The sequence below is a fragment of the Pseudoduganella aquatica genome (assembly GCF_009857595.1).
GTDB classification, from domain to species: domain Bacteria; phylum Pseudomonadota; class Gammaproteobacteria; order Burkholderiales; family Burkholderiaceae_D; genus Rugamonas; species Rugamonas aquatica_A.
The window spans coordinates 1-14,915 of sequence record NZ_WWCU01000050.1 but is presented as its reverse complement, the minus strand read 5'-3'; the positions used below and the strand labels follow the sequence as shown (position 1 = coordinate 14,915).

The following is a 14,915-nucleotide window of genomic DNA, read 5'->3' as shown; positions in this document are numbered from 1 at the left end:
TTAATTTTTGATATTGAGGATAAATATGCAATTGGTCAAAACCACCCGAGATACGCTACTCCGGCCACTGCAGATCGTGAGCGGTATTGTCGAGCGTCGGCACACCATGCCGATTCTGGCCAATATCCTCATCCGCAAGGACGGCGAAAGCGTCTCGTTCCTGTCTACCGACACCGAAGTGCAGATCACGACCAACGCCGCCATCGGTTCCGGCAGCGACGTGACCGGCACCACCGTGGCCGCGCGCAAGCTGCTGGACATCCTGCGCGCCCTGCCCGAGTCCGGCGACGTCACCATGACGCTGCTGAACAAGCGCCTGACCGTGCAAACCGGCAAATCGCGCTTCGCCCTGCAAACCCTGGCGGCCGAGGAATTCCCGACCGTGCAGGAAGCGGAAAGCTACAACGCCTCCTTCACGCTGCCGCAAAAAACGCTGAAGCACCTGTTCAACATGGTGCACTTCTCGATGGCGCAGCAGGACATCCGCTACTACCTGAACGGCCTGCTGCTGGTGCTGGACGGTAAAAACGTGATCGCCGTGGCCACCGACGGCCACCGCCTGGCCTTCTGCCAGGTGGAAACCGAGCAGGCCTTCGAGCGCCAGGAAGTGATTATTCCGCGCAAGACCATTATCGAACTGCAGCGCCTGCTGGAAGAGAACGACGAGCCGGTGCAGCTGGACATCGCCGCCAACCAGGTGAAACTGACCTTTGCCGACATCGAGCTGATCTCGAAGCTGGTGGAAGGCAAGTTCCCCGACTACACGCGCGTGATCCCCAAGGGCTACAGCAACGACTTCACCATCGGCCGCGACGAGCTGCTGCGCTCGCTGCAGCGCGCCGCCATCATGACCAGCGACAAGTTCAAGGGCGTGCGCTGCATCATCACCCCGGGCAGCCTGAAGATCAGCTCCACCAATGCCGACCAGGAAGAAGCGGTCGAGGAACTGGAAATCGACTACGGCGGCGTGAGCGTGGACATCGGCTTCAACGTGACCTACCTGCTGGACGTGCTGAACAACCTGAAGTGCGACCAGATCAACATCGCGCTGGGCGACTCCAACTCGTCCGCCCTGATTTCGATCCCCGACAATGCCGACTTCAAGTACGTTGTGATGCCGATGCGCATTTAAGCAGCGGCGGGTTACGGCGTTCCGCCTAACCCGCGCTACGCATTGCCCACGACAAGCCGATGGCACGTAGGGCGGGTTAGGCGCCAGGCGCCGTAACCCGCCAACCGCAGCACCGAGTCAACAAGATTACAGAGAAAGCAGTCCATGTCCGAGAGCCAAAACGAACAACCGATCCCGGCCGCCAAGGTGGAAGAATACGGCGCCGCGTCCATTCAGATCCTGGAAGGCCTCGAAGCCGTGCGCAAGCGTCCCGGCATGTACATTGGCGACACCTCGGACGGCACCGGCCTGCACCACCTGGTGTTCGAAGTGCTGGACAACTCCATCGACGAATCGCTGGCCGGCCACTGCACCGAGATCCACGTCACCATCCACTCCGACAACTCGATCTCCATCACCGACAACGGCCGCGGCGTGCCGACTGGCCTGAAGATGGACGACAAGCACGACCCGAAACGCTCGGCCGCTGAAATCGTCATGACCGAGCTGCACGCCGGTGGCAAGTTCGACCAGAACTCGTACAAGGTGTCCGGCGGCCTGCACGGCGTGGGCGTATCGTGCGTGAACGCGCTGTCCAAGCTGCTCAAGCTGACCATCCGCCGCGACGGCAAAGTGCACTACATGGAATTCGTGCGCGGCGTGCCGCAGAACCGCGAAATCGAAGAAAAGGACGGCTTCGCCGTGTCCCCGATCAAGGTGATCGGCGAGACCGACAAGCGCGGCACCGACGTGCACTTCTGGGCCGACGAGGAAATCTTCACGCACGTGGAATTCCACTACGAGATCCTGGCCAAGCGCATCCGCGAACTGTCCTTCCTGAACAACGGCGTGAACATCAAGCTGACCGACCAGCGCACCGGCAAGGAAGACGTGTTCGCGTTCGAGGGCGGCACGCGCGGCTTTGTGGAATACATCAACAAGGCCAAGACCACGCTGCACCCGACCATTTTCCAGGCCACCGGCGAGCGCCAGTCGGACCAGAACACCACCATTTCCGTGGACGTGTCCATGCAATGGAACGATGCCTACAATGAACAGGTATTGTGCTTCACCAATAACATCCCGCAGCGCGACGGCGGCACCCACCTGACCGGCCTGCGCGCCGCGATGACGCGCGTGATCAACAAATACATCGACGAGCACGAGTTCGCCAAGAAGGCGAAAGTGGAAATCTCCGGCGACGACATGCGCGAAGGCCTGACCTGCGTGCTGAGCGTGAAAGTGCCGGAGCCGAAGTTCTCGTCGCAGACCAAGGACAAGCTGGTGTCGTCCGAAGTGCGCGGCCCGGTTGAGGAAATCGTCGCCAAGACGCTGACCGACTTCCTGATGGAAAAGCCGAACGACGCCAAGATCATCTGCGGCAAGATCGTGGAAGCGGCGCGCGCGCGCGAAGCGGCCCGCAAGGCCCGCGACCTGACCCGCCGCAAAGGCGTGATGGACGGCCTGGGCCTGTCCGCCAAGCTGGCCGACTGCCAGGAAAAAGACCCGGCGCTGTGCGAACTGTACATCGTCGAGGGTGACTCCGCAGGCGGCTCCGCCAAGCAGGGCCGCGACCGCAAATTCCAGGCCATCCTGCCACTGCGCGGTAAGGTGCTGAACGTGGAAAAGGCGCGCTTCGAGAAGATGCTGTCGTCCGAGCAGATCACCACGCTGATCGCCACGCTGGGCACCTCCATCGGCCCGGACGAGTTCAACGCCGACAAGCTGCGCTACCACCGCATCATCATCATGACCGACGCGGACGTCGACGGCGCCCACATCCGCACCCTGCTGCTGACCCTGTTCTACCGCCAGATGCCGCAGCTGGTGGAACGCGGCCACATCTACATCGCCCAGCCGCCGCTGTACAAGGTGAAAGCCGGCCGCGACGAGCGCTACCTGAAGGACGACGTGGAAGAAGCCAGCTACATGATGACCGTAGCGCTGAACACCGCCGCCCTGACCCCGCGCGAAGGCGCCGACGTGATCCAGGGCGAGCCGCTGGCCGAACTGGCACGCCAGTACAACACCGCCAACGCCATCATGATGCGTTTGACGCGCGTGATCGACCGCGCCGCGCTGACCGCCATCATGACCGGCGTAACGCTGAACATGGACACGCTGGCGCAGGCCGAAGCCTCGGCCAAGGCCATGGCCGACCGCATTAACGACCCGGCCGTGCGCGTGACCGTGCGCTCGGACGAACTGAGCGAGAAGCATGCGCTGTGGATCGAGCGTATGCACCACGGTAACGTGAAAGTGTGCGCGATCGACGCGGACTTCGTGCAGAGCGCGGACTACGCCACCCTGGCCAACGCGGCAGCCACGTTCGAAGGCCTGATCGGCGAAGGCGCCGTGATCCGCCGCGGCGAAGGCGAGCGCACCAAGGATTCCGCCGTGGTCGACTTCCACCACGCGATGCAGTGGCTGCGCGACGAAGCGGAACGCGTGGTATCCAAGCAGCGCTACAAAGGTCTGGGTGAGATGAATCCAAGCCAGCTGTGGGAAACCACCATGGATCCGACGGTGCGCCGCCTGTTGAAGGTGCAGATCGAGGATGCTATCGCTGCGGACCAGATCTTCACCACACTGATGGGGGATGATGTTGAGCCACGCCGTGCGTTCATTGAAACGAATGCACTGCGCGCGGGCAATATTGACGTTTAAAGACTATTAGTCTGAGTTGGAAAATGGCCTGATTATTCAGGCCATTTTTTATTGTATCGGCGATTGCCGGATTACAATGTTATAAAACACCAACCTCAGGCAACTAATGTCCAATACCCTCCCTCTCGGCCTTTATGAACGTCTGATTCGTCATGATGAACTTGCCGAGCTTTCCGAGATGGAGTTCGCGAATTGCGCGCAAATTAGAATCCCCTCCAAGGCGGAGCGGCGTGAGCATCTATTAAATGAGCTAACCGCTCGTCTATCCGAAATATTAGATGCAATTTCGGACAAGGATGGGAGCAAGCACGAGCAAGAACATGCCGAACTTAAGCTCATTGGAAATTTACTGCGCGCCGCTCGGAATGACAGAGAAGAAGACGATGTGCCCACTTCGCCGCCGCTGCGCATGCTTAGTTCAGTACATGCCCCGAATGCAGCCCCAGTGCAGCCACAAACAGGCCTACGCAGGCCATCGATATTTACCGCAGCACGCAATGATCCTTCTCTGCTGAATGAGCTGAGAGCCGAACTATCCAGCACAGATAGCGTTGACATTGTAGTTAGCTTCATCACTTGGAGCGGTGTCCGCAAGCTGTTAGACATCCTTAAAGCAGCTACCGCATTGGATGCAAATGGAATCCCCCGCACCACACTGCGCATACTGACGACGACTTATATAGGCGCCACAGAAGCTCGCGCAGTAGAAGAGCTCGCGTTGCTGCCAGGAGCTCAGCTACGCATTTCTCTGGACGGACGCCGAAATCGTCTGCACGCCAAAGCCTGGATGTTTCATCGGAAAACAGGATTTGGCACGGCATATGTTGGCAGCGCAAACCTATCGGAAGCGGCCCTGATTGGTGGCATCGAATGGACCGTCAAATTCACTGAGGCGAACGACAACGACCTCTATCAAGCAGCGTGCGCGAACTTTGAAACGCTCTGGAATGACGGCGAGTTTCAGCCATACGATCCGCACGATGTGGCTCAGCAAGCCGCTTTGAAACAAGCGTTGAACGAACAACGCACACAGCCAGGTCACAAGGCCCCTGCTTCAGAACCCATAGTGCTCCATACTTGGTTCGATCTACGTCCTAAGCCATATCAAGCGGAGATGCTAGAACGCCTTGCTGCAGAACGTCACCACGGACGGATGCGCAACTTAGTCGTCGCAGCAACTGGCACAGGAAAGACCGTGGTGGCGGCATTTGACTATGAACGCTTGGTGCGTAAGGAAGGTAGCCCGCCAAAGCTGCTGTTCATTGCGCACCGAATTCAGATTCTTAAGCAGGCACTGGCAACGTTCCGACAAGTGCTGCGCTCGCCAAGTTTTGGTGAACTGCTTGATGGAGAGAATCAGCCATCCCAACATGAGCATTTGTTCGCGACGATCGCAACGGTTCACAGTCGCGGACTAGTGCAGCGAATGGGGGCCGATTACTGGCGGGTAGTGATCATCGACGAGGCACACCACCTGCCGGCAGCAACCTTTGACCAGTTCGCAAAATCTGTGAAGCCTACCATTCTGTTGGGTCTGACCGCCACGCCAGAGCGCTCTGACGGCAAAAGCTTAAACGCCTATTTCGATCCTCGTCCTGATGGCACGCCCGCAGTTTCACTACGCTTGTGGGATGCGCTTGATCAGCAACTACTGGCGCCATTCGAGTACTACGCTACAGCGGACGACACAGACCTAAGCAAGATCAAATGGAATCGGCCTGAGGAGTTGGGTCAGCTGGATGCAGTCATCTCTAGCAACACGGTTCGCAGCCGCCTCGTGATGAACACCTTGCAGCAGTATGTGTCAGACCTCGGCAAGCTCAAGGGTGTCGTGTTCTGCGTAAGCGTAGCACATGCCCAATTCATGGCCGCCTGCTTTGAAAAAGCTGGTCTACCCTCGTGCAGCTTGACCGGTGCGGACTCAAGCCAGCAACGAGACCAGGCCATCGGCGATCTCCGTTCAGGTAAGCTCAAGCTGATCTGCACTTGTGACCTCTTTAATGAGGGCGTAGACATCCCGGAAATCAACACGCTACTTTTGCTGAGGCCGACACAAAGCCCGGTGGTGTTCCAACAGCAGATTGGCCGTGGACTCCGTCTAGCTGATGGAAAAGAGAACTGCTTGGTATTGGATTTTGTAGGCATACATAGCGCCGAATTCCGATTCGATACACTACTCCGCGCCATCACAGGCCAGACGCGCGCCCAACTTAAGAACTCGTTAGAGAATGGTTTTGGATCCCTGCCAACTGGATGCCATTTGCAGCTCGATCGCGTGTCGCGCGAGCGTGTACTAACGAATATACGCAATGCGTTGCAGTTGAATGCGGTACGTCTAAGGCAAGAGCTAGCCGCTTGGGCGGCACAGCGGGGAAATCAAGCGCTGACCTTGAGCACCTTTCTGCGCGATAACGAGCTCGAGATCGCAGACATCTACAAAAATAGTCGCTCGTGGACCAGCTATAAGCGCGATATCAACCTACCACTTCCAGCACCAGGTCCACGAGAGGACGAGTTAATTCGACGGATGGGATCGATATTGCACGCCAATGATCCGGCCGCTCTGGACGCCTGGACCACCGTGCTATCGACCGGTGAGATTGACACGCAACGGGTACAGATGCTGGCGTATCAAATGCTACATAACGACAAGGACCTTCTTGATCCACACGCCTTCCTAGCACTAATGAACGAGCATCCGGCCCTGAAACAAGAACTGGTTGAGATTGTGAATTGGCTGCAGGATGAATCGCTGGTGGAGGGTGTTCATCTACCTGGCGTGCCTTCAGACTGGCCACTGACCTTGCATGCGCGATATGAGCGGCGCGAAATTCAGACTGCTGCTGGTCATCTAACAGCCGTGGCAAGACCCCAGTTCCGCGAAGGCTGCTTACCATTAGCAAAGGAAAAGATCGAATTGCTGTTCGTTACGTTAGATAAGCGCGAGGGATTTCATGATCGCGTCCAGTACCACGACTATGCTATCCCCCTGTGTCAGACTACTTGTCGGGTAATTCAATCGGTTTGATTGGAACTTGACGAAGGGTTTGGCGCACCGCGAAATGCAGTTGCCGCCTCGGAACCGACATCTCTCCACCGAGGCAGGAATGACAGCAAGACACACAGAAGCATTTATCGAACAGGCGCTGGTCAAGGCGTTTTCGCGCGGCTCGCGCAGCATCACGTCAGTCGCTGAGGAACTCCATCTTAGCCACCATACGTTAAGATCCTGGATGAAGAAAAAATCACTATCGACACCGGCCGCGACGAAGGCGACGGAAAAGCGTCCGCAGGACTGGACAGCGCAGGAGCAATTGGCGGCGTTGCGGGAAACCCATGGCATGAGCGCCGAGGACGTGCAGGCCTGGTGCCGGACGCGCGGCCTGTTTCCCCACCATTTGACGAGCTGGGAAGCAGCGTTCTGCGCCGGAGCCAAGGAGCCGGCGCCGAGCGCCCGCGAGCTGCGCACGTTGAAGGACGAGTTGGCCAAGCTCAAACGCGAAGTGGGACGCAAGGACAAGGCATTGGCGGAGGCGGCGGCGCTGTTGGTGCTGCAAAAAAAGTTCCGGGCGTTGTGGGAGGACGAGGAAAAATGACGGCCGTTCCGCAACGCCAAAACGTGATGGCCTTGGTGGCCGAGGCGGTGGTTGCCGGCGCGCGCCAGGAGCAGGCATGCGCCGCCATCGATCTGAGCGAACGCACCCTGCAGCGCTGGCAAGACGACGCGCGAGCAGCGATGGGAGACCGCCGACCGGCACGGGTGCAGCATCCCGTGAATGCGCTGAGTGAGCTTGAGCGCGAACGTCTTCTGGTGGTCGTCAACTCGAAGGAGTTCGGCCATTTGCCGCCCAGTCAAATCGTGCCCAGGCTGGCTGATCGCGGCGAGTATTTGGCCTCGGAGTCGACCATCTACCGCCTGCTGAAACGCAATGGTCAGCTGGCGCACCGGCGCGCCGAGAAGCCGTCCCAGCCGAGGGCCAAGCCGCGCGCGCTGAGCGCGACCGCGCCGAACCAGCTGTTCAGTTGGGATATCACCTACTTGCCCAGTTCGGTCAGGGGCAGCTATTTCTACCTGTACTTGTTCATGGATATCTTCAGCCGGAAAATCGTCGGCTGGCAGGTGTACGACGCTGAGTGCAGCGCGCTGGCGGGAGCGGTGATGCGCGACATCTGCGCGCGTGAGCGAATCGCGCCCGAGCAGGTGGTGCTGCATTCGGACAACGGCGCCCCGATGAAGGGGGCGACCATGCTGGCCACGCTGCAAACGCTGGGCGTGGCGCCGTCGTTCAGCCGCCCTGCCGTGAGCAACGACAATCCGTATTCGGAAGCCTTGTTCAAGACGATGAAGTACCGCCCGGCCTATCCGGCGCGACCGTTCGCAGACCTGATGAACGCGCGCCAGTGGGTGGGCTCCTTCGTCCATTGGTACAACGCCGAACACCGGCACAGCGCCATCGGCTTCGTCACGCCAGAGCAGCGCCATGCAGGACTCGATGCCGCGCTGCTGCGCGACCGAACCGCCGTCTACGTGGCCGCAAAGGCCTTGCATCCCAACCGCTGGAGCGGCGAGGTACGCAACTGGGAACCGGTCGAGACCGTGCATCTGAACCCAGAGAAAGGACACTCATTGAAGAGCGAAAAGGAGGCGGAACCACTGACACTGAAACAAGCAGCTTGAACCAATCAAATTAGGCGACAACTAGCTTGAAAATTTCCGCTATCAGTCCAGATCGATTCCATTGGCAATCACAGAACATGGCAAGCGCAAGGAACGCAACTGGGCAGCGATATCTGCAGAGCCCAACCAACGGCTGGACTTTCCAACTCTTCGTGCGTGAAGACGCTGAACATGCCTTTGTCGCACTTGGTCCAGTCACCTTAGCCGGTCACCAAGGGGACCGACCGATCTCGATCGAATGGCATCTTTCGACGCCAATGCCGATGGAAGTATTCCGCAAATTTTGCGTGCTAAAAGGAGGGTAAGCGGAGAATAGTGGTCCCTTTCAAGGGGGGCTCTGGAAGCGGCTCTGTGTCAGCTATGCAGCGCATGGCTCGATTCTGAACTGAAGTCCAAGCATGTTGACTAATTTCAGGACTGCTTCGAAACTAGGATGCCCTCCTGGAGAAAGCGATTGAGCCAGTTCATGGGCATCGATCCCGCTTTCCCGGGCGAGTTGCGCCAAGCCAGAGGAGCGGGCGATATCGTCCAACGCCTGGGCAAGCAAGGCAGCGTCGCTGCCGCCCTCAGTAAAACAAGCTGTCAGGTATAAGCCCACGTCCTCGCGCGTCTGCAAATACCTTGAGCCGTCCCATTCCGTCAGCTGGATTTTCATACTAAACCTCGTATATCACGCAATCGTTGCCGTGCTAAGCGATAGCCTCCCTGCCCTTCTGGTTCAACAGCCAGTAGGAAAAAAGGAAGTAGTCAGCAGACGTAGCATCAGATGCCTTCATTTTAGCCGCATGCCAGGATAGTGTAGCGGCGCTGGCTTAGCCCTTGTGAAGCATCGCCGCTTGCCATAAGCGCTGCGCCACAACTGGTTTTGTGGCCTTCATACGCCACTGGCACGCCGTCTATCGTGTGCTCGGAATCGCCTTCGATGACAGTGCAGACACCGCCGTGGCCAACAATGGGGCAAGTGAATTTGTCGCCCAAAAAGACGACGGGCTTGCCGTCGACCGTGAAATGCGGTGCTCCACTGTTGATGACTTTGCCGCCGTGCGAGGTGGGGTCGCCGGCGCAAATTACCTTGCGCATGATTAGCCCTTTACTTATGGACGCTCGTAATTTTTGGGATCAATAGGAGGGAGGGTCGTGTTTTCCAGGATTCTGGTGCCTATTGAGTGGTATTGGGATTTGCGTTTTTCCTCCGATGGTGGCGTCACGAGGATGATGCTGGCTTCGCTTGGGTCGCGCAGGTTGAAGGCGGCGCTGACGCCGCCTTCCTGATAGCTGCCGATCACGCCGATTGCCATCTGCATGAAGAACGTCGCGACGCCGGTGTTGCCAAGCCGGCGGTCCGTGTCGATGAACTGGTTGGACTTGGCCGGGTCGATCTCCGGGCCGCCGTCGGCTTTGATCTGGCGGAGCAAGCCGTGGAAGGTGATCAATTGCTTCTGGTTGTTGGCGGTGGAGAAAATCACGCGCGCTGGTCCCGCGGCGCGCTCTGCCTGCGGCAAGGTCTGCAACGCTTCCTGCCAGCCAGCGTGCAGGGCGGCCTCGCGATCTACCTGGTGCTTAATTACTTTGCCTTCATGGTCGGTCATCTTGACGAAGACCGGGCGATGGATGAAGCCAAGGCTCGGCAGTGCATCGAAGCGTTCGAGCTGGTCGGTGTTCCATGGGACTGGGAACCAGGGAGTGGGCTTCCAGTCACGGGGTGGGTGGTGCTTCCAAAGGGAGGTGGCGTCCAGGACGCTGATTGCACCAGTGCCACGAATTTCGGGACGGACGGCGAATTTTGCTGTCTCGGCGAGCCATTCTTCGCTGGTGGGCTCGCGGCCAATGCTACCCGATGGCTGCGGAACTGACTTCTGCAAGTCTAGATAGGCGAGATACAAACGCCTAGCGATGCCATGCTGATTTTGAAATCCCACGCTCTTGCCATCACTGACATCTTCAAAAACAAACGGTCGCATTGAGTCGACGCGCTCACGCCTGGCCAAGATGAACAATGCAGATGAGTCCGGCATTTCAGGGACCGAGTATTCGTCCTTGCGGATCCTATCGGTACGCAATTGCGAATACATGATTCGGGTCGACGTACTGTCTTCAGAAGTGAGAACGACGTATGGCACATCGGGGTTTTTGTCGAAAAACTCAAATATCCTCCCTACAATTCGATCCGGCCTCTCGCTCAACTCTCGATCAGCAATAACAAACAAGTGCGTAATCATGCCGGACATACTGGAGCCGCCAACCATACCGCCTTGTGGCAATTCCGGGCGGTCCGTATATTCAGGGGCACGACACAAGGGCTCGGCATTGAACACTGGGGTTCCCCAAAACTGCGGCGATTGAAACGCACCATTTTCGAGGCTTGCTGCTTCGTGCCCCCCGGAAAGACCGTCCTTGTCGTCCCCCGACCATGGATACTTCTTCGGATCCATCTCCCTTATCGTCGTGTAGGCGTTACCGTCCACCAAAGCTTGCCAAAGGGCTTTCTGGCGATACTTGTCCAGCGTTACCCCCAGACCAATCACTTCCAAGACATACTCCTTTCCTCCTGGCGCATCTGCCGCTTTCGGGGACACAACCGCCGACAGTTTGGCTGGCGTCAAAGAAGATTTTGAATGAGTGTTCTCGTAAATTTTGTAGATGCAAAATATCAGCACTCCCAAACAGATCCAAAAGATCATCACTGCTTTCGACATGTGGCCTCCTAGGAGTTAGTATTCAGGCCTTCAGTTCCGACATGACATCGGCTGGCAAACCTTCCGGCAGAACTGGCAGTCCCTCGGGCAATACGCCGCTTGAGTAGTATTGAGAATTTTCCTCAATGAGACCTCTTGGCTATCGGCCAATCACCACCGTAGCAAGCTTGCCGCGCGGGCTTGTAGTCCTATAGAGATCTAGGTAGATTTTTACGCCCGATGTCAGCAAGATCGCCGTGCTACCGCAATTCCCACCTATATCGCAATGAAGATTGCGGCGGGGATTGATGCGAGCACGGATTTCCCAAAATTCTGTTTGGGGGTCGATTCCGTATCCGTCCAACTCGAAGTAGCCGGGAAACGCATGCTTCGGTCGTCATATAGTCTCGCGATGCGGCGATGTAGTGCTTCATCGACGAGCCTGCATCTATACTTAGGTAAGTTGCGGAAGGGGGCGGCTCGAAGTCGGCATCCACGGCACGGTTGTCCCGTGGGTTAGTGTCAAAATTCGTTGGGTTGTCGATATGCTCAACGGCCCGGTATACGCCCAGGTTTTCCTTTGTAACCGCGAACTCTTTCTTGCTTGCCGCCTCAAACACGAATTTTTCTTCTGCAAGAACATCGACCACTTTAGTGAGTGTATCGCGTGAGATATAGCGCGTCAGATCCTTTGGCATACCGGGAGGACGGATGATTTTCGGATCCAGAATTTGCGAATAATCACGTAGCCAATTGCCAAAGTAGACATGTAGCCTTGTGTCGCGGTCAAAGACAAATTTGTCGGCAGCAATCAATCCTTGCTCAATCTGTTCATGGCCGAACGATTCCAGTGGTCGTTGCTTAACATGCTCGCCACTTGCTCCGAACAACTCAAGGTCACCGGATTTCCCCTCCTTCCGCTGCGCCTCGTCATCTTGGGAAAGCTTGATATAGTTCCGGGCATCTTTGTAGTTGACGCGAAGTGGTCCGGAGTAGTCTTGCGATACAAGCTGTGCGAACTCTGTGTCCACACTGTTTTCAAAATCAAAAAATGCGAGTGCATAAGCGAGCTTGGCCCCCTCGTCGCCCTCCGCGTCCGTCTTCAAGGGGCTTGCCTCTTCCACCTCGCTTGAAGCCAAGTCTTCGCGTATTACTGAGTCTATGTGATGACCGAATTCGTGCAAGAGTACCGTCAATAGCTCCCAAGCTGCCTCTGCATCTTTCGCGGCTTTGCACGCAGCTCCTTGATGGACAACAATTTCGCGCTTTACGGTGTCGAATGCCCCTGGGTAGACACCACCCTGTACGACCACAATTCGGGCATTAGGAATACGGCCGTCACGCAGGGCTTCATACAAGCTGACGTACACCGGTGCAGGAACATCGAAACCGAAAACAGGGGCGGCAAAGATTATGAATTCCCCTTCACTGCAACGTCTTGCCACACCGGTCAACTGCTGTAAGGCGAAGTCGCTCTCAAGCTTACAAAGCTCTTCCGGAACGAGAGCCGCCGCCGCAAACTCTGGCACCTCTGCCTTCATGGTGGCCGGTTTTTCAAAACGAAAAGCGCTGCCATTGAAGGTAAGATCTCCGCTCGCACCAAACGTGATGCCTTCGCCTAGTCGTATGAATGCCCCCCCTTTTGACACCAGCATGATCTCGTCCGCAACTGCTGTTAGCTTACCTTCACTCGCGGTCAGTTTTAACTCGCCAGACGCGTTGATCGTAGTGTCGCCATGCTGACTTTGCAGGAGCATGTTTCCCTGGTGAGCGATGGCACTGACGCCACCGTCTTGAGCAAAGAGCGCAATTCCTCTTCCCGCATTTACGTTCAAACGACCGCCGGCTGCCAGTTGCAAGTTTTGAGCTCCAACCATATCGATATTGCTTCCGGCATAGCCAACGATTGTTGAAGACGAAGCAAGGCTGATTCCGGCAGGTGCTGTTATTCCCAGAACAGGGATTCCACCATTCCCTCCAGGTTGGGTGTTACTTCCACCTTCCCATTTTTCGAATGCAGTACGCAGTTCATTTTGTTGGTTCGAGTCCAGTTTGACGCCTTGATGATCAGCGGCATAATTGCCCAATGCACGAAATAGAGTTAGACACTCCTCCATCAAAGCAAGGTGTCCTCCTCGCTCCAGTTGGCTACTACCCTGCAGTGCGTTCCAAGTGGATAACAACATTCCTTTTGCAGCACGCAAGGCTATGTGCTCGTCACTTCGGAGCTCAGCACCCTCGCCTCGCGGCTTGCCATGACCGCCTTCCTTGGGGTGGGTAAGGTATCCAAGGTTGAGTTCACTCCGGCCGTGCTCACTCGCAAGCTGCGCGCTGATCTGGCCAGTCGTGTCATCCAGCCGCAGCTGGTTGGCGCGGCCGCCTTTGATTTCACGGCTTTTGATGCCGGACAGGTGCTTGTTGCCGGGCAGCCCATCCATCGTGCTCAGCGCGGGCGGCAGACCTTCCTGGTTGTAGAGCTGCCCCACGATCACCGGCTTGTCCGGATCGCCGCCAAGGAAGGCCACCAGCACCTCGCTGCCGATGCGCGGCAGGCCCAGGGTGCCGCACTGGCTTTGGTGGCCGGGGCCGTTGCCGGCCCAGTTGGAGGCGACGCGGACCCAGGCCGAGTCGCATTCGTCATTGTTGGCGCCGGCCAAGCCGCGGTCGCCATGGTCCTGCGCACGCGTGCCGGGGAAGCGGATCTTTACGCGGCCCATTTCGTCGCAATGCACTTCCTCGCCTTCCGGGCCGACTACGATGGCGCTTTGCATCTGCGGCTGCGGCAGGTCGGTGCGCGGGTCGTAGGCGGGCACGATGGGGACGCCGCGCCGCACGGCGGTGAACTGGATGTGCATGCGCGAGCTGCCTTCGGCCACGTGCCCGGCCAGCTCCTGGTGCAGCTGCGCATCGTGCGCGCAGTCCGCATCCTTGCGCATCCAGCGGTTGCGGGCGAACAGGCGTTCCACGCGTGCGGCCAGCGCCTTTGGCAGGTTGTTCTGCGCGGTCACCTGCAGCGCCGTGACGGTGAAGTCGCGCTCCTCTGCGGCGTGGCTGCTGATCTCCGGGTGGCCTTCGAGCGTGAAGTATTCGCCCACGCACAGGTCGCGCACGCTGCCTTCGGCGTGGAAGCACTTGGTTTCGTAGTCGTGGCGCTGCATGCGCAGCTGGCCGAGTTTGAACAGATCTTCATGGTCGTCGCCGGCGTGCGGGGGCAGTACCTGGTAGTCATCCATGCTGGCGGCCATCCAGCGGCCGCTGCTGCCCTGGTCGGCATCGCCCAGCGCGGCCACGCTCATGAAGTGCACGCCGAGCGGGTTGCGGTAGTCCCAGCTGTGGGTGGCGGTGCTGCCGGGCTGCAGCGTGCGCACCGCGCTCCAGGAGGTGATGCTGTCTCGCTCTTCGGTGGCGCTGTCGCGGTGGTAGCGCACAGTGCCGGCGGCGTTTTCGCGCACGCTGTCGGGGCGGTTGAGCAGCACCATGGTGTGGAACAGGGTGCGCTCGCCATGGTCGGCGCGGAAGTACCAGGAGATGCCGCGCCGCTTGAGCAGGCGGCGGATGAAGGCGCCGTCGGACTCGTTGTGCTGCATGGTGAATTCGCGCTTGGGGTAGCTGATGGTGTCGAAGAAGTCGGCCAGCTCGTGCTTGAAGCAAATGCCAACGATGCGGTTCCCCAGCCGCCATTCGTCCAGGATCAGCTGGACGATTTCCACTTCGTCCTTGTTGCGGAACACGCGGGTGTTGGTGCGCTTGTCCATGATGGAGAGCGCGTCGCGCAGCACCAGCT

At 58.1% G+C, this 14,915-nt stretch carries 8 protein-coding genes and 1 pseudogene; 5 read left to right on the top strand and 4 right to left on the bottom strand.

Annotated features, from left to right (window positions below; genetic code table 11):
- The first annotated feature begins 25 nt into the window (after window positions 1–25).
- From dnaN to GTP77_RS31315, 5 genes and pseudogenes are all read left to right on the top strand, one after another.
- A complete protein-coding gene (dnaN, locus tag GTP77_RS26955; RefSeq protein ID WP_161075244.1) occupies window positions 26–1,132 on the top strand; it encodes a DNA polymerase III subunit beta in 1,107 nt (368 codons plus the stop codon).
- A gap of 144 nt (window positions 1,133–1,276) precedes the next feature.
- Entirely contained in the window at window positions 1,277–3,778 is a 2,502-nt protein-coding gene (gyrB, locus tag GTP77_RS26950; RefSeq protein WP_161075243.1) for a DNA topoisomerase (ATP-hydrolyzing) subunit B, read from the top strand.
- A gap of 106 nt (window positions 3,779–3,884) precedes the next feature.
- The gene (locus GTP77_RS26945) at window positions 3,885–6,806 is read left to right on the top strand and encodes a DEAD/DEAH box helicase family protein (protein ID WP_161075242.1); all 2,922 of its coding nucleotides are present in this window, start codon (window positions 3,885–3,887) and stop codon (window positions 6,804–6,806) included.
- A 79-nt stretch (window positions 6,807–6,885) separates the two neighbouring features.
- A pseudogene (locus tag GTP77_RS26940) lies at window positions 6,886–8,456 on the top strand (IS3 family transposase).
- Window positions 8,457–8,482: 26 nt separating this feature from the next.
- Complete coding sequence (locus GTP77_RS31315) at window positions 8,483–8,761, top strand: DUF3427 domain-containing protein (protein ID WP_161075241.1); 279 nt, start codon at window positions 8,483–8,485, stop codon at window positions 8,759–8,761.
- 53 nt (window positions 8,762–8,814) lie between these two features.
- Here GTP77_RS31315 and GTP77_RS26930 read toward each other — a convergent pair whose 3' ends face one another.
- From GTP77_RS26930 to GTP77_RS30265, 4 genes are all read right to left on the bottom strand, one after another.
- Window positions 8,815–9,111: an addiction module antidote protein gene (locus GTP77_RS26930; protein WP_161075240.1), complete on the bottom strand. Its 297-nt coding sequence runs from the start codon at window positions 9,109–9,111 to the stop codon at window positions 8,815–8,817.
- Between the two features lie 122 nt (window positions 9,112–9,233).
- Entirely contained in the window at window positions 9,234–9,536 is a 303-nt protein-coding gene (locus tag GTP77_RS26925) for a PAAR domain-containing protein (RefSeq protein ID WP_161075239.1), read from the bottom strand.
- A 14-nt stretch (window positions 9,537–9,550) separates the two neighbouring features.
- Complete coding sequence (locus GTP77_RS26920) at window positions 9,551–11,152, bottom strand: type VI lipase adapter Tla3 domain-containing protein (RefSeq protein ID WP_161075238.1); 1,602 nt, start codon at window positions 11,150–11,152, stop codon at window positions 9,551–9,553.
- A 239-nt stretch (window positions 11,153–11,391) separates the two neighbouring features.
- Complete coding sequence (locus tag GTP77_RS30265) at window positions 11,392–14,910, bottom strand: type VI secretion system tip protein TssI/VgrG (protein ID WP_371869408.1); 3,519 nt, start codon at window positions 14,908–14,910, stop codon at window positions 11,392–11,394.
- Window positions 14,911–14,915: the final 5 nt, after the last annotated feature.